The following is a 16,251-nucleotide window of genomic DNA, read 5'->3' on the forward strand; positions in this document are numbered from 1 at the left end:
ACGCTCGGCTGGGAAACCCCAGCCGAGCGTCTGGCTAAACTCCTCGCGGCCTAGACAACCGACCACGTGTTGCAACGACCGCTAGAAACCGCCCGACAGCCGCGGGCCCTTCCGGGCAACGCCTCGGGGATCAGACGGCGGCGGCCGTCTCCCGGACCTCGGCGAAGTGGCAGGCCGACTCGTGGGCCGCCGCGCCGCTGAGCGTGCTGGGCACCGCCAGCAGCGGGACCTCGGTGGCGCAGCGCTCCTCCGCCTTCCAGCAGCGGGTGCGGAACCGGCAGCCGGACGGCGGGTTGGCCGGCGAGGGGATGTCGCCGGTCAGGATGATCCGGTCCCGGGACTCGCGCGCCGTCGGGTCCGGCACCGGCACCGCGGAGAGCAGCGCCTGGGTGTACGGGTGCGTGGCGTTCTCGTAGATCGCCTCGTCCGAGCCGATCTCCACCATCTTGCCCAGGTACATCACGCCGACGCGGTCGGAGATGTGCCGGACGATCGAGAGGTCGTGCGCGATGAACATGTACGAGAGCTCGAACTCGCTCTGCAGCTGGTCCAGCAGGTTGATCACCTGCGCCTGGACGGAGACGTCCAGGGCGGAGACCGGCTCGTCGCAGATGATGATCTCGGGCTTGAGCGCGAGGCCGCGGGCGATGCCGATGCGCTGGCGCTGGCCGCCGGAGAACTGGTGCGGGTACCGGTTGATGTACTCCGGGTTCAGGCCGACGACGTCCAGGAGGTCCTGGACGGCCTTGCGGCGGTCGCCCTTGGGAGCCACCTCGGGGTGGATCTCGAAGGGCTCGCCGATGATGTCGCCGACCGTCATGCGCGGGTTGAGCGAGGTGTACGGGTCCTGGAACACCATCTGGATGTTCCGGCGCACCGCCTTCAGGGCGGAGCCGGACAGCTTGGAGATGTCCTCGCCCTTGAACAGCACCTGGCCGGAGGTGGCCCGCTCCAGGTTCATCAGCACCTTGGCCAGCGTGGACTTGCCACAGCCGGACTCGCCGACGATGCCGAGCGTCTCGCCCTTCATCAGCTCGAAGGAGATGCCGTCGACCGCCTTCACCGCGCCGACCTGCTTCTTGAAGACGATGCCCTGGGTCAGCGGGTAGTGCTTGACCAGGTCCTTGACCTCCAGGATGGGCTCAGCCATGGAGGGTCTCCTTCCAGAGGTGGCACGCGCTGCGGCGGCCGGTGAGCTCCGTGCCGTCCTTGTCAGTCACCTGGTGCAGCTTCGGGATCTCCGTGCGGCACTGGTCGGTGGCGACGTCACAGCGGGGGTTGAACGCGCAGCCGGCCGGGACCTTCAGCAGGTTCGGGGGCAGGCCCTTGATCGCGTACAGCTCCTGGCCCTTCTGGTCCAGGCGCGGGATGGAGCGGAGCAGGCCCTTGGTGTACGGGTGCGCGGGGTTGGCGTACAGGTCGTGGACCGGGGCGGTCTCGACGATCCGGCCGGCGTACATCACGGCGATCTTGTCCGCGACGTCGGCGACCACGCCGAGGTCGTGGGTGATCAGGATCAGACCCATGTTGTACTCGGCCTGCAGCTCCGCGAGGAGGTCCATCACCTGGGCCTGGACGGTGACGTCCAGGGCGGTGGTGGGCTCGTCGGCGATGATCAGGTCGGGCTCCATGGAGAGCGCCATCGCGATCATGATGCGCTGGCGCATGCCGCCGGAGAACTGGTGCGGGTAGTCGCCGACGCGCTGCTTGGCGGCGGGGATGCGCACCCGCTCCATCAGCTCGACGGCCTTGGCCCGGGCGTCCTTCTTGGACATGCCCTTGTGCACCCGGAACATCTCGCCGAGCTGGTCGCCCACGGTCATCACGGGGTTCAGCGAGGAGAGCGCGTCCTGGAAGATCATCGCGATCTTCTGGCCGCGGATCAGCCGGCGCTGCTCCTCCTTCATGGCGAGCATGTCCTCGCCGCGGAAGAGGATCTGGCCCTGGCTGATCTTGCCGGGCGGCATGTCCAGGATGCCCATGATGGTCTGGGCGGTCACCGACTTGCCGGAGCCGGACTCACCCAGCACCGCCAGGGTCTCGCCGGCGGAAACGGAGTAGTTGACGCCGTTCACGGCCTTGGCGACGCCGTCCCGGGTGTGGAACTCCACGTGGAGGTCACGGACCTCCAGCAGCGGGGTGCCGATTTCGAGGCGGCCGCTCTTCTGGTTCTTCTCGATCACGGTGGTCATCGGGTCGTCACCTCTTCTCTCAGCGGAGCTTCGGGTCGAGGGCGTCGCGCACCGCGTCGCCGAGCATGATGAACGCCAGCACCGTGACGCTCAGCACCGCGGACGGGAAGAGCAGCACGTGCGGGGCGGTCAGGAAGCGGGGCTGGGCGTCGCTGATCATCAGGCCCCAGGAGATCTCCGGGGACTGGACACCGATGCCCAGGTAGGACAGGGCGGCCTCGGCACCGATGTACACACCCAGGCTGATCGCGGAGACCACGATCACCGGCGCGATGGCGTTCGGCAGGATGTGCCGGAAGGTGATCCGGAAGCTGCCGGCGCCGAGCGCCTTGGCCGCCATCACGTAGTCGTTGTGCTTGTTGGCCAGCACGGAGGCGCGCATGATGCGGAAGATCTGCGGCCAGCCGAGCACGGCCATCACGACGGAGACGGTGTAGGCGTTGCCCTTGCCGAGCATCGACATGATCAGCATGCCGCCGAGCAGCAGCGGGATGGAGAAGAAGATCTCGGTGAAGCGCGACAGGATGCTGTCGACCATGCCGCCGACCCAGCCGGCCAGCAGGCCGAGCAGGGCGCCGATCACGGTCACCGTGGTGGTGGTGAGCACACCGACGATGATCGAGTTGCGGGCACCCCAGATGGTGCGGGTGTAGACGTCACAGCCCTGCACGTCGAAGCCGAACCAGTGCTCGGCGCTCGGGCGCTTCAGGGAGTTGGCCAGGTCGCACGCGTCGCCCGAGAGCGGGCTGCCGTCGGTGAACAGCTGCGGCACGGCGGCGATCACCAGCAGGGCGGAGACGAGCACCGCGCCGATGATGAAGACCGGGTTGCGGCGCAGGTCGCGCAGTGCGTCGGACCAGAGGCTGGCGACGCGCTCGGGCTTCTGCTTCTTCTCCGGCGCGGCCTTCGGGGTCTTGTCCTCGGGCGCCTCGCTGCCCACGGTGATGGTGTCACTCATAGCGGATCCTCGGGTCGAGCACGGCGTACAGCAGGTCCACGAGCAGGGTGGTGATCAGGTAGATCATCACCAGCAGGGTGACCATGCCGACGATCACCGTGCCCTGCTTCTGGTACACGGACTGGGCCAGCAGGCCGCCGATGCCGTGCATGTTGAAGATCTTCTCGGTGATGACCGCGCCACCCATCAGACCGCCGAGGTCGGCACCGAGGAAGGTGACGATCGGGATCAGCGCGTTGCGCAGGGCGTGGCGGCCGATCACCCGACGGCGCTTCAGACCCTTGGCGACCGCGGTGCGGACGTAGTCCGCGCGCATGGTCTCCATCAGGCTGGTGCGGGTCAGTCGGGCGACGTACGCGAGCGAGGTCGACGCCAGCACGAAGGCCGGCAGCAGGTAGGCCCGCAGTCCGTCCTCCTCGTTGAAGGAGACCGGGAAGAAGTCGACGCCGTAGTCGGTCTTGAGCTTCACGCCCAGCACCAGCTGGAGCACGAAGCCGGTGACGAAGACCGGGATCGAGATGACGAACAGCGTGCTGATGAGCACCAGCTGGTCGATGAACTTGCCCTTGCGCAGGGCCGCCATGACACCCGCCAGCACGCCGATGACTGCCTCCATGATGAAGGCGACCAGGGCGAGGTTGACGGTGTACGGGAACGCCTCGCTGATCATGTCGGTCACGGAGCGACCGGTCAGGCTCTCGCCGAGGTTCCCCTGGAAGACCCCTGAGATGTAGTTCCAGTACTGCAGCAGGAAGGGGTCGTTCAGGTGGTACTTCTGGCGGATCATTTCCGCCACGAGCGGGTCGGCTCGCTTCTCACCGGCCAGCGCCTGCACCGGGTCACCGGGCAGATAGTGAACCAGGGCATAGATCAGCAGAGTCGCACCGAGCAGGACAGGGATCGCCTGTATCAGTCGGCGGATGACATAGCGGCCCATCAGACCTCCACACTTTCAAGCAAGGAAGGGAGGCGGGAGAACCGGGACTGTAGTCCGGTCCGCCCGCCCCCGTTCGTCTGACTACCGGATCAGCCGGCGAGCTCGACCTCGTCCAGGTTCATGCGGCCCTGGGCGTCGGTGTCGAAGTTCTTGATCTTCTTGCTGTACGCGGCGGAGGACATGTAGGTGTACACCGGGATGTACGGCAGGTCCTGCACCAGGATGTCGTCGGCCTGCTGGTACAGCTTCTGGCCCTCGTCCTGGGTCTTCGCCTGGTCGGCCTGGTTCAGCAGGTCCTCGAACTTGTCGTTGACGTAGCCGCCGTAGTTCGAGCCGTTCTCGATCGCGACCTTGGAGAAGATCGGACGGAGGTAGTTCTCGATCGACGGGTAGTCCATCGACCACGCCATGCGGAAGGCGCCCGAGTACTGCTTCTCGCCCAGCGCGTCGAGGATCTTGCCGAACTTCTCGAACGGCTTGGTGGTGACCTCGATGCCCAGGTTCTTCTTCAGCTGGTTCGCGACGGCCTCGATCCACTCCTTGTGGCCACCGTCGGCGTTGTAGCCCAGCTCGATGGTGTTGCCGGGAACACCGCCGGCCTGGTCGAAGAGCGCCTTGGCCTTGGCCGGGTCGTACTTCGCCGCGTCGCCCATGGCGCCCTTGCGGTAACCCGGGATCAGCGGGTTGATGAAGTCGTCGGCCGGGACGCGGGTGCCCGAGAAGATCGTCTTGGTGATCGCCTCGCGGTCGATCGCCATCGAGATCGCCTTGCGGATCTCCGGCTTGCCGTAGGTGGCCGGGTTGGTGGCGATCGGGAAGCCGATGTAGCCGACGCCGGACTCCGGCTTGTAGATGTAGCGGTCGCCGAACTCGCCCTTGACGCTCGACAGGGCCGAGATCGGCAGCTTGTCGGTGGCCTGGATGTTGTCGGCGCGCAGGTCGTTGTACGCGGTGTCCAGGTTGTCGTAGATCTTGAAGGTGACGCCCTGGAGCTTCGCCTTGCCGTCCGAGGCAGGGAAGTTCTCGTAGCGCTTGACCTTGATCTGCTTGTTGTGCTCCCAGGCGCCGTCCATCTCGAACGGGCCGTTGCCGATCGGCTTGTCGGCGAACGCCTTCGGGTCGGTGAAGAACGCCTTGGGCAGCGGGTAGAACGCGTTGTAGCCCAGCATGGTCTTGAACTGGGAGAACGGCTGCGTCAGGGCGACGGTGAAGGTCTTGTCGTCGACGACCGTCAGGCCCTTGAGCTTGTCGGTGGTCGGCTTCTTGTCCTTGCCCGGGGCCAGGTCCTCGGAGCCCTCGATCTTGGCGAAGAACGGCAGGCCCTCGGCCGCGTTGTCCTGGTTGGCGCCCCAGTTCCAGGCGTCGACGAACGACTGGGCGGTCACCTTCTCACCGTTGTGGAAGGTGTAGCCGTCCTTCAGCTTGATCGTCCAGAGCTTGCTGTCGGCGCTCTCGATCGACTCGGCGACGCGCAGCTTCGGCTCGTTGGTCTTGTTGTCGTACTCGACCAGGCCGGCGAAGACGGCACCGAGAACCTCGGCACCCTCGGACTCCGCGGTGTTCTGGGGAACCAGACCGTGCTGCGGCTCGCCGAGCTGGACGGCGATGGTGCCGCCGCCGGAAGAGGCCTTGTCACTGCTCTTCGAGCTGGTGCTGCAAGCGGTCGCCGCGAGGGCGATAGCGGTCGCCGCGACGATCCACTTGGTCTGGGTTGCACCGCGCATGGGGGATGCCTCCTGAAATCGACTTTCCAACGAGGAGAGCACCACGGTCGGCTGACGCCGCTTCCGTTGTGCCGTCCGCGCTCGTGGTTTCGGCGCGCACCCCTGCGCGTTAACCCTTGACCCGAGCCTGACTGCACCCACTATCCGTCACGCACGGACACGAAAGTGACCACTAGCGATCTCAATTAGGTCACATGAACGGTCGGTAAGTTTCGAAAATCGGACATAAGAGACATACTCAGACAGGCATCAAACGGACAGTCGTCATGAATGACGGACTGTCACGTTCGCTCAGCGGACACCTTGCTGTGTTAAGCGATATTCCGTTTATACGCGCGTCGACAGCGTGGAGTAGTGAAAACGATCGCCCCCCTCTCCGTTGGAAAGGGGGGCGATCGATTCAGGCCAAAGGGCCCTCAGAAGGAAGTGATCACGCCTTCTTGGCGCGCGAAGCCGTGCGGCCGCGCTCCTTCTGGTCCAGGACGACCTTACGGATGCGAACCGTCTCCGGAGTCACCTCGATGCACTCGTCCTCGCGGCAGAACTCCAGCGACTGCTCCAGCGAGAGCTTGCGCGGCGGCACCAGGTTCTCGGTGGTGTCGGAGGAGGCCGCACGCATGTTGGTGAGCTTCTTCTCCTTGGTGATGTTGATGTCCATGTCGTCCTGGCGCGAGTTCTCGCCGACGATCATGCCCTCGTACACCTCGGTGGTGGGCTCGACGAAGAGCGTGCCGCGCTCCTGGATGCCCATCATCGCGAACGGCGTCACGACGCCCGCGCGGTCCGCCACCAGCGAGCCGTTGTTGCGCATCCGGAGCTCGCCGAACCACGGCTCGTGGCCCTCGAAGATGGAGTGCGCGATGCCGGTGCCGCGGGTGTCGGTCAGGAACTGGGTCCGGAAGCCGATCAGGCCGCGCGACGGGACGATGAACTCCATGCGGACCCAGCCGGAGCCGTGGTTCGTCATGGTCTCCATGCGGCCCTTGCGGGTCGCCATCAGCTGGGTGATCGCGCCGAGGTACTCCTCGGGGCTGTCGATGGTCATCCGCTCGACCGGCTCGTGGGTCTTGCCGTTGATGACCTTGGTGACGACCTGCGGCTTGCCGACGGTCAGCTCGAAGAGCTCCCGGCGCATGGTCTCGACCAGGATGGCCAGCGCCAGCTCGCCACGGCCCTGGACCTCCCAGGCGTCCGGACGCTCGGTCGGCAGCACGCGGAGCGAGACGTTACCGATCAGCTCGCGGTCCAGGCGGTCCTTCACCATGCGGGCGGTGACCTTGTGGCCCTTGCCGCCCTTGCCGACCAGCGGCGAGGTGTTGGTGCCGATGACCATCGAGATGGCCGGCTCGTCCACCGTGATCAGCGGCAGCGCGATCGGGTTCTCCAGGTCGGCCAGGGTCTCGCCGATCATGATGTCCGGGATGCCCGCGACGGCGCAGATGTCGCCGGGGCCGGCCACCTCGGCCGGCTTGCGGGTGAGCGCCTCGGTCATCAGCAGCTCGGTGATCTTGACCTGCTGGATCGAACCGTCACGCTTCATCCACGCGACCTGCTGGCCCTTGCGCAGCTCGCCCTGCTCGACGCGGCAGAGCGCGATGCGGCCGAGGAAGTTGTCCGCGTCCAGGTTGGTGACGTGGGCCTGGAGCGGGGCGTCCTCGTCGTAGGTCGGGGCCGGGACGGCCGACAGGATGGTCGAGAAGAACGGCTCCAGCGAGTCGCTGTCGGCCGGGACGCTGCCGTCCTCCGGCTTGGTCATCGAGGCGACGCCGTCACGCGCACAGGCGTAGACGATCGGGAACTCGATCTGCTCCTCGGTCGCGTCGAGGTCCAGGAAGAGGTCGTAGGTCTCGTTGATGACCTCGTCGATCCGGGAGTCCGGACGGTCGGTCTTGTTGATGCAGAGGATCACCGGGAGCTTGGCGGTGAGCGCCTTGCGGAGCACGAAGCGGGTCTGCGGCAGCGGACCCTCGGAGGCGTCGACCAGGAGAACGACCGCGTCCACCATGGACAGACCGCGCTCGACCTCACCACCGAAGTCGGCGTGGCCGGGGGTGTCGATGATGTTGATCGTGATCGGGGCGCCACCCTCCTTGGGGTGGTACTTCACGGCGGTGTTCTTCGCGAGAATGGTGATGCCCTTCTCGCGCTCCAGGTCGTTGGAGTCCATCATGCGGTCATCGAGGTGCTGGTGGGCGGCGAAGGCACCGGCCTGCTTCAGCATGGCGTCGACCAGAGTGGTCTTGCCGTGGTCGACGTGGGCGACGATGGCAACGTTGCGGATGTCATTGCGCGTGGGCATGCTGAGCGGATTCTCCCGGAATCGTGGGTTTCGGCGCCCGGCTGCGTGACGCCGACCGGCGATCCGTTGTGATCACCGCCGCCCGTTCCGCCTGCTACTACCGGTCCACCCGCCGGGCAGGACATGCCACGGCTTCCTCCTATCGTACGGGGAACCCTCCAGGTCGGCAGAAACGGGCAGGTCGGGCGGGATCAAGATCACAAGTGGATCACCGGCACGCCACCCGGCCGACGCCGTGCCGGGGCCTCCCGGTCACGCACCGCCGGGCCCGGCCGGGCCCGGCGTCGGCCGCGTGGTCCGCCCCGCCCCGCGCACGGTCAGGGGCCGAGGAACCCCACGTCCTGGAAGCGCGGCCGGCCGAAGCCCCAGGCGCCCGCGCCCGCCACGTCCGACCGGACCGCGACCAGGTCCGGCCGCTGGTAGAGCGGTACCGAGTGGCCCAGCTGCCAGATCCGGGTGTCGGCCTCCTGGAGCAGGGCCAGGTGGGCGGCGGGGTCGAGTTCGGCGGCCGCGCGGTCGAAGAGGCGGTCGATCTCCTCCGTCCCCGAGCGGCCGTAGTTGCTGCCGGCCTCCAGGGCGCCGTCCGCGCCGGGGCGCGGCTTGGCGTAGACGGCACGCTGTTCGACCGCCGGGTGGGGTCCGGCCGGCCAGGAGAACAGGGCGAGGTCGTAGTCGCCGGTCGCCAGGTGGTCCCGGACGAAGGCCTCGGCGGGCGCCGCCACCGTCCGGAGCGCGATGCCCGCGCCGGCGAGGTCGGCGGTCAGCGCGTCGGCGGTGCGCCGGGCAGTGGCCGAGCCGGCCGGGACCAGCAGGGCGAGAGCCAGCTCCCGGCCGTCCCGGACCCGGGTGGCGCCGGCCGCGGGCCGCTTCCAGCCGGCCGCGTCCAGCAGCCGGCCCGCGTCCGCCGGGCCGAGCGCGGCACTGTTGTCCCGGTAGCCGTCCTGGTCACCGGCGAACAGGTGGCTGCCGAGCGGGGCGGCGGCGAGGCCGAGCGGGGTGAGCGCGGCACCGGCGACCCGGCGCCGGTCGACCGCGCGGGCCAGGGCGAGCCGGACGGCCGGGTCGGTGAGCGGGCCACGGGCGGCGTTCAGGGTGAGCTCGGTGAGCGCGGCCGCGGCGGCCCGGTGCACGGTGATGCCGGGCAGGGCCTCCGCCCGCCGCAGCGCCCGGTCGGCGGCCTCCGGCGCCGCGGCGGGCGGGGCGGCGGGAGTCGCGGCGGGCGGGGCGGCGGGGGTCGCGGCGGGAGTCGCGGACGCGGTCGCGGCCGGGAACCCGGAGGCGGAGGCGGCCGGGGAGCCGGACCCGGACCCGGACGCGGACCCGGAGGCGGAGGCGGAGGCGGAGGCGGCCGGGGTGGGCGGAGCGGCCGGGGTGGAGCCGGCCCGGTCGACCGCCGCGGTGAGCGAGGCGATGTCCAGCCGGTCCTGGTCGAGCGCGTCCAGCCGGCCCTCGGCCGGGACCACCAGGAAGTCGATCCCGTCCGCCTTCGGCCGGTCGCCCCACCAGTTCGGGCTGCGCACCAGGCTCACCCGCCCGCCCGCCGGGTCGTACCGGGAGAGCCGGAACGGACCCGCCGTCGGCTCCGGCCCGTCGGTCAACGGCCGGTTGAACGCCGCCGGGGAGCCGGTCACCGCGGCCGGGTAGAGCGGACCGAACAGGGCGCGCCACTCCGCGTACGGCCGCCGGAAGGTCACCTTCACCTCGTGCGGGCCGGCCCCTTGGGTGATCGAGTCGATCGCGTCGTACCCGGCCGGACGGTTCCCGGCGTAGGCCGGGTCGAGGCCGGAGAGGGCGGCCCGCTGCGCGCCGAAGTCGGCGGCCGAGAGCGGGATGCCGTCGCTCCAGACGGCCTGCGGGCTGAGCCGGTAGGTGACCACCTGCGGCTGCTGTCCGGGCGGGGTGCACTCGGCGGACTCCAGGTAGTCCGGGTCGGCGACCGGCCGGCCGTGCTCGTCCGGCCGGAACAGCGAGGGGTAGAGGGCGTGGGCGAGCAGCGCGCTGTCGGCGGTCGCGGCCGGCTGGTAGACGTTGAGCGTGGCCGGCGCGGCGTCCAGCGCCCAGCGCGGCGTGCCGCCCTCCCGGACGGCGGCACGGTCAAGCGGGCCGACGTCCCCGGTGACGGCGGTGGGCAGGGCCGGTACGGGAGCCGGTACCGGCGGGCGGGCCGGGGCCGGGCCACCGGAGCAGCCGGCCAGGGCGCCGGTGGCGAGCAGCAGCGCGGCGGCTGCGGTGGTGAGCTGGCGGACGCGCATGGCGGCCATCGAACGCCGAGCCGGTCGGGGCGGCCGTCCCGACACGGCGGCCGCCGGGGGACTGCACCCGGACAGCCGATCCGCGCGGCGGCCCAGAGCGTGCCCGGCCGGGGGCGACCGGTCCGGGGGCGACCGGCCCTACAGCGACAGCTCGAACCAGACGATCTTGCCCTTGGGCGTCCGCCGGCTCCCCCAGCGCTCGGCCAGCAGGCTGACCAGCTGGAGCCCGCGCCCGCCCTCGTCGGTCTCCTGCGCGCGCCGCTGGCGCGGCTGGGCGTAGCCGTCGTCCCAGACCTCGCAGACCATGCTGCGGTCGCGCAGCAGTCGCAGCCGGATCTCGCCCCGGCCGTGCCGGAGCGCGTTGGTGACCAGCTCGCTGACCAGCAGCTCGGTGGTGTCGACCAGCTCGTCCAGACCGCGCGCCAGCAGCCAGCTGCAGGCCAGCTCGCGGGCCTTGGCGACGGAGGTCGGCTCGGGCGGCAGGAACCAGTTGCCGACGGCGTCGTCGGGGAAGGCGTGCACCTTGGCCATCAGCAGGGCGATGTCGTCCTCGCCGTGGTGCGGGTTGAGCTCGCCGAGGACGTGGTCGCAGAGGTTCTCCAGGCTCTTGCCCTCCGCCGACAGTGCGATGCGGAAGGCGCGCAGGCCCTCGTCCAGCTGGTGCTTGCGGCTCTCCACCAGGCCGTCGGTGTACAGGCCGAGCACGGCGCCGTCCGGCAGGGTCAGCTCGACCTCCTCGAAGGGCTCGCCGCCGACGCCGAGCGGCAGGCCGGGCGGGACGTCGAGCATCCGGGCGGGCTCGTCGGGGCTGAGCAGGACGGGCGGCAGGTGGCCTGCGTTGGCGAAGACGCAGCGCCGGGTGACGGCGTCGTAGACCGCGTAGACGCAGGTGGCCAGGTAGACCTCGCGGGCCTCCTCGTCGGCGGTCGAGGTGAGCCGCCCGTACGGAGTGGGCGAGCCGGCGGGCGCGGAGTCGTCGCCCAGCCCGCGGGCGATCTCGTCGAGGGCGGTGAGCACCTCGGCGGGGTCGAGGTCGAGCATGGCCAGGGTGCGGACGGCGGTGCGCAGCTGGCCCATCGCGACGGCGGCGCGCAGGCCGCGGCCCATCACGTCGCCGATGACCAGCGCGGTGCGGTTGCCCGGCAGCGGGATGACGTCGAACCAGTCGCCGCCGACCTCGGTGTTGTTGTTGCTGGGCAGGTAGCGGCAGGCGATCTCCAGGCCGCTGGCGGCCGGGTTGCCCGGGGGCAGCAGGCTGCGCTGCAGGATCAGGGCGCGCTCGTGCTCGCGGCGGTAGAGCCGCGCGTTGTCGATGCAGACGGCGGCGCGGGCCACCAGTTCCTCGGCGATGGCGACGTCACGGGCGTCGAACGGCTCGCTGCCGATCGCGCGGGAGAGCTGGACCAGGCCGAGCACCTGGTCGCGGGCGACCAGCGGCACGATCAGCGTGGAGCGCAGCAGCGGGTCCGGCCCGGGCTCGGGGACGACGCTGCGGCCGGTGCGCAGCGCGCGGGCGTGCGGTGAGCGGCGCGGGTAGCAGAGCGTGCCGCCGGCCTCGGCGATCGGCAGGCCGGTGACCGAGCCGAGTACGGAGGAGGCGCCCCCGACCACGCTGGAGACGGCGACCCGGCGCAGCTCGCCGCTGCCGTCGGTGAGCACGCCGTCGCCGTAGCGGCCGGCGCTGGGGACGGTCTCGCCGGAGAGCAGCGCGGTGTAGAGGTCGACGGTGGCGAGGTCGCAGAACGGCGGGACGACGACGTCCAGCAGCTCCTTGGCGGTGGTCTCCAGGTCGAGGGTGGAGCCGATGTGCGCGCTGGCCTCGTTGAGCAGGGCGAGGTTGCGGCGCACCCCGTCGGCCTCGCGCTCGGCGACGTGCCGGGAGGTGACGTCGGAGACCTGGCCGGCCACGCCCATCGGCTGCCCGGCCGAGCCGTTGAGGCGGTAGAGCGAGACGGCCCAGAGCCGGTTGCCCTCGCGGGTCGGCACGGCGGAGTGGAAGCGCAGGTCGAAAACGGGCTCGCCGGTGGCGAGGACCTTGCGTAGGGCGGCGGTCAGCCGGTCGGCCTCGGGGGCCGGGAAGAGGTCGTGCGCGGTCAGGCCTTCGAGGTCGGTGGGGGCGAGGCCGACCCCCGAGGCGAAGGCGTCGTTGACCCGCTGGAGCCGGAGCCGGTCGTCGAACAGGACGAAGCCGGTCGGGGTCTGGCCGAAGACGGCCTCGGAGGCGGCGAGGTCGGTCTCGATCCGGCGCAGCCGGCCGAGGTCGACCGCGAGACAGGTGGCACCGGCGGTGGGCAGTGCGCTGTCGGGCATCAGGTAGAGCTCGGCGAGGCCCTCGCCGCCGGTGGCGTCGCGGTAAGGCGTGGTGCCCACCCACTCCTCGCCGGCCAGCGTGCGCTCCAGCCGAGTGCGGCCGCGCTGCCAGAGCTCGCGCGGGACGAAGGTGCTGATCGGATCGGCGCCGACCGCCTCGACGGCGGGCACACCGAAGAACTCGGCGGCGCGCTCGCTCCACTGACTGATCCGGCCGTCCGGGCCGATCGCGAAGGTGGCGACCCGGATGTAGTCGTAGATCGAGCCCGGGTCCCCCGCGCCCCACTGATGGGCGCCGACCACCGGGCGGGCCGCCCGGCCCTGCCCCGCGGCCGGGGCGGGCAGGTGTGGCGAACCGGCCTGCCCGGGCACAGCGGCATGACCGCTGCTGCTCGGCGCGTTACGCGCCGGGGTGCTGTTCAACGGACCGACCCCTCCAAACCCGCGACCGTCCGGATGCCGAGAAGACCGAGTATTCATCATCGAGGGGTACGTTCACACGCCCTCAACATCACAACATCAGATCGGGCGAAGGTTTTTGTCCTACCGCCCGCGCAACCACAATGCCACGCTCGCGCCCCCTGCCGGAGTGCGCGCTCCCCCCGGCCCCCTGCTGGCATATGCGGTCCCGTTCTACTCGCGTCCTACTCGTCACCCGGCTCCTCGGGCTCATTACCCGGCAGCGCCTGCTCGAACCAGACGACCTTGCCCATGCCCTCGGCCCGCGCGCCCCAGCGCAGGGCCAGCCGGCGGACGAGTTCCAGGCCCCGGCCGCCCTCGTCGGCCTCCGCCGCGTGACGCTCGCGGGGCGGATCGGGCAACGGGTCGGAGATCTCGACCAGCAGCGTCTCGCCCAGCGTCAACCGTACGCCGATGGGGGCGCTCGCATAGCGGACCGAGTTGGTCACCAGCTCGCTGACCAGCAGCTCAGTGGTGTCGGTGAGCGCTTCGACGCCCCACTCGACCAGCGCGGCGCGGACCAGCCGGCGGGCCCGGCTGACGGCGGTCGGCTCGGCGGGCAGCGTCCAGCCGGCCGTCGGGGTGCCGGCCTGGCCGTGGCCGAGCCGGGCCAGCAGCAGCGCCACGTCGTCGGGCTCGCGGCCCTGCTCCATGGTGGCCAGCACCGCCTCGCAGGCCGCCTGGATGGAGGCGTGCGGCTCCTGGAGCACGGTGACCAGCCGGCCGAGGCCGACGTCGAGGTCCTTGTCCCGGGACTCCACCAGGCCGTCGGTGCACAGGGCGAGCAGGCTGCCTTCGGGGATCTTGAGCTCGACCGACTCGAAGGGGACGCCGCCGACGCCGAGCGGAGCGCCGGACGGCAGGTCGAGGATCCGGCCGGTCCCGCCGAGCAGCGGGCCGCCGGTGCGGGTCGGTTCCTCGGCGCCCTCGCGGGGGACCACCAGCACCGGCGGGATGTGGCCGGCCTTGGAGACCGTCAGCCGGGCCGTGGCCGGGTCGAACACCGCGTAGACGCAGGTGGCCAGCAGCGCCTCGTCCGGCCCCTGGGCGAGGTCGTCGGCCAGCTCGTGGACGTGCCGCAGCAGCACGTCCGGGGGCAGGTCGAGGGCGGCCAGGACGCGGACGGCGGTGCGCAGCCGGCCCATCGTGGCGGCGGCCCGCAGGCCGTGGCCCATCACGTCGCCGACCACCAGCGCGGTGCGGTCGCCGGGCAGCGGGATGACGTCGAACCAGTCCCCGCCGACCTCGGTGCCGATGCTGCCCGGCACGTAGCGGTAGGCGACCTCGACGCCGGTGGGCTGCGGGACCTGCTGCGGGAGCAGGGTGCGCTGCAGGGTGAGCGCGGCGGTGCGCTCCCGGGCGTAGAGCCGGGCGTTGTCGAGGGAGCTGCCGGCCCGGTCGGCCAGCTCGACGGTGAAGGCGAGGTCGTCCCGGTCGAAGCCCTCGCGGTAGCCGGCCCGGCTGACCAGCAGCAGGCCGATCACGATGCCCCGGGCCCGCAGCGGCACCACCAGCATCGAGTGCACGCCCAGGTCGTGGGCGGCCTGCATCTTCGGGTCGCCCGGGTAGGTGACGTCGCTCAGCTGGTCGGCGCCGGAGAGCAGCTCGGGGACGCCGGTGCGCAGCACCCGCCCGCAGGCGGAGTCCTCGGAGAAGGTGATCCGGGCGCCGCGCCGGAGCATCACCTCGACCTCGGGACCGTCCTGGACGGAGGCGGTGCCCAGCTGGAGCAGCGAGGTGCGGCGGTCGTGGCCGTGCCGGGGCAGGTCGTCGCCGTGCGCGACGGCCTGGAGCAGGATCACCGCGGAGTGGTCGGTGAGCCGGGGCACCACGGCGCCGGCCAGCTCCTGGGCGATCCGCGAGGCGTCCAGGAGGTCGCCGACCCGGGAGCCGAACTCGTTGAGCAGCGAGAGCCGACGCCGGGCGTGCTCGACCTTGGCGACCGCCCGGTAGCGCTCGGTCACGTCCATCACGGTGCCGGAGATGCCGAGCACCCGGCCGGCCCGGTCGGTCATCCGGCTGTAGGAGATCGAGCGGTACCCGGAGCGGGCGGTGACCGGCGAGGCCAGGGTGACGTCGATGACCGGCTCGCCGGTGGCCAGCACCTGGCGCTGGATGGCGGTGATCTCGTCGGCGGCCCGCTCGGGCAGGGTCTCGCCGGTGGTCCGCCCGACGTGGTCCTCGGTGACCATGCCGTTCATCTCGGCCAGGGTCTGGTTGACGGCGGTGTAGCGCAGGTCGGTGTCGAGGACGGCGATGCCCAGCGGGGACTGCTCGAACAGCGCGTCCCGGACGGCGAGGTCCCGCTCGACCGCCCGGACGGCGGCCGCCTCGGCCAGGTTGACCTGGAGGAACGGCGTGCCGTCGCCGTCCACCAGCAGGGAGATCCGGGCGTCGACGGTGACCGCCTCGCCGTCCCGGTCGCGCAGCTCGGTGAGGCCGGCCCAGCGGCCGTGGCGCAGGGTGTCCTGGATCGCCGTGCGGATCCGGGTGACCTGGTCCTCGTCCGGGATCAGCTCGTCGATCCGGCGGCCGACCAGCAGCTCGTTCGGCCAGCCGAGCAGTTCCTCGGCGGCCGGGCTCCAGAGCACCACCCGGCCGGCGGTGTCCAGGATGGCGATGGCCACCTTCACCACGTCGAGCAGATTGCCCTCGCGGTGGCCGCCCGTGCCACCCGGCTCGGCTCCGGGGGCGCCCGGGAAGGGGCGGCCGGGGCGGCTGCGGGGGCCCGCCGACGGGGACGCGTCGGGCGCCACCATGGACGTCGCGGGACGGTCCGCGGGATCGGCCTCGGGGGCGCCGCCGTCCCCCCTGCGGCGGCCGGCCGGCGGTTGCGGCGGCTGCTGCTGCGGGCGCGCGCCACGGCGCAGGCGGGCGCGCGCGGCGGCACTCCCCCCGGTGCCCGTGCCTCGTGCTCCCCCGCCACCGTGACCGGTACTCGACACCGACGGGGCCTCCGGCTCTGGTCGGGATCGGCGTCGCCGGCTGGGAACGGCTCACCGATGGTGACGAATAGTGCCGAAAAGCGACATACCCAGCAGAACCCAGGCTATCCCGGCTTATGGGTCCTCTTTTCCGATTGACCTACCTGGCGTATCGCGCGTGGCGCGGGCGGGTGCG

General features: G+C 71.0%; 9 protein-coding genes. All 9 read right to left on the reverse strand.

Annotated elements, in window-relative coordinates; all coding sequences use genetic code 11:
* Positions 1-130: 130 nt before the first annotated feature.
* Positions 131-1,150: a dipeptide ABC transporter ATP-binding protein gene (locus ABZ497_RS17305; protein WP_359805982.1), complete on the reverse strand. Its 1,020-nt coding sequence runs from the start codon at positions 1,148-1,150 to the stop codon at positions 131-133.
* Positions 1,143-2,192 (reverse strand): ABC transporter ATP-binding protein, encoded by a 1,050-nt coding sequence (locus ABZ497_RS17310; protein WP_329489440.1) that lies wholly within the window; start codon positions 2,190-2,192, stop codon positions 1,143-1,145. Before ABZ497_RS17310 ends, ABZ497_RS17305 begins: the two co-directional genes overlap by 8 nt.
* Positions 2,193-2,211: 19 nt before the next feature.
* A complete protein-coding gene (locus ABZ497_RS17315; protein WP_329489439.1) occupies positions 2,212-3,150 on the reverse strand; it encodes an ABC transporter permease in 939 nt (312 codons plus the stop codon).
* On the reverse strand, positions 3,143-4,087 hold the full coding sequence (locus ABZ497_RS17320; RefSeq protein WP_352290007.1) for an ABC transporter permease: 945 nt from the start codon (positions 4,085-4,087) through the stop codon (positions 3,143-3,145). The genes ABZ497_RS17315 and ABZ497_RS17320 overlap by 8 nt, the downstream gene beginning before the upstream one ends.
* Positions 4,088-4,176: 89 nt before the next feature.
* A complete protein-coding gene (locus tag ABZ497_RS17325; RefSeq protein ID WP_359805985.1) occupies positions 4,177-5,811 on the reverse strand; it encodes an ABC transporter substrate-binding protein in 1,635 nt (544 codons plus the stop codon).
* A 430-nt stretch (positions 5,812-6,241) separates the two neighbouring features.
* A complete protein-coding gene (typA, locus tag ABZ497_RS17330; RefSeq protein WP_329489436.1) occupies positions 6,242-8,110 on the reverse strand; it encodes a translational GTPase TypA in 1,869 nt (622 codons plus the stop codon).
* A gap of 317 nt (positions 8,111-8,427) precedes the next feature.
* Positions 8,428-10,362, reverse strand: coding sequence for an ABC transporter family substrate-binding protein (locus ABZ497_RS17335; RefSeq protein ID WP_359805988.1), 1,935 nt, complete (start codon positions 10,360-10,362; stop codon positions 8,428-8,430).
* Positions 10,363-10,500: 138 nt separating this feature from the next.
* Positions 10,501-12,975, reverse strand: coding sequence for a SpoIIE family protein phosphatase (locus ABZ497_RS17340; RefSeq protein WP_329492230.1), 2,475 nt, complete (start codon positions 12,973-12,975; stop codon positions 10,501-10,503).
* Between the two features lie 341 nt (positions 12,976-13,316).
* Positions 13,317-15,890 carry a SpoIIE family protein phosphatase gene (locus ABZ497_RS17345; protein WP_359805991.1) on the reverse strand — a complete coding sequence of 858 codons (2,574 nt, stop codon included), beginning with the start codon at positions 15,888-15,890 and terminating at the stop codon, positions 13,317-13,319.
* Positions 15,891-16,251: the final 361 nt, after the last annotated feature.

The sequence above is a fragment of the Kitasatospora sp. NPDC005751 genome (assembly GCF_040630835.1).
Taxonomy (GTDB): domain Bacteria; phylum Actinomycetota; class Actinomycetes; order Streptomycetales; family Streptomycetaceae; genus Kitasatospora.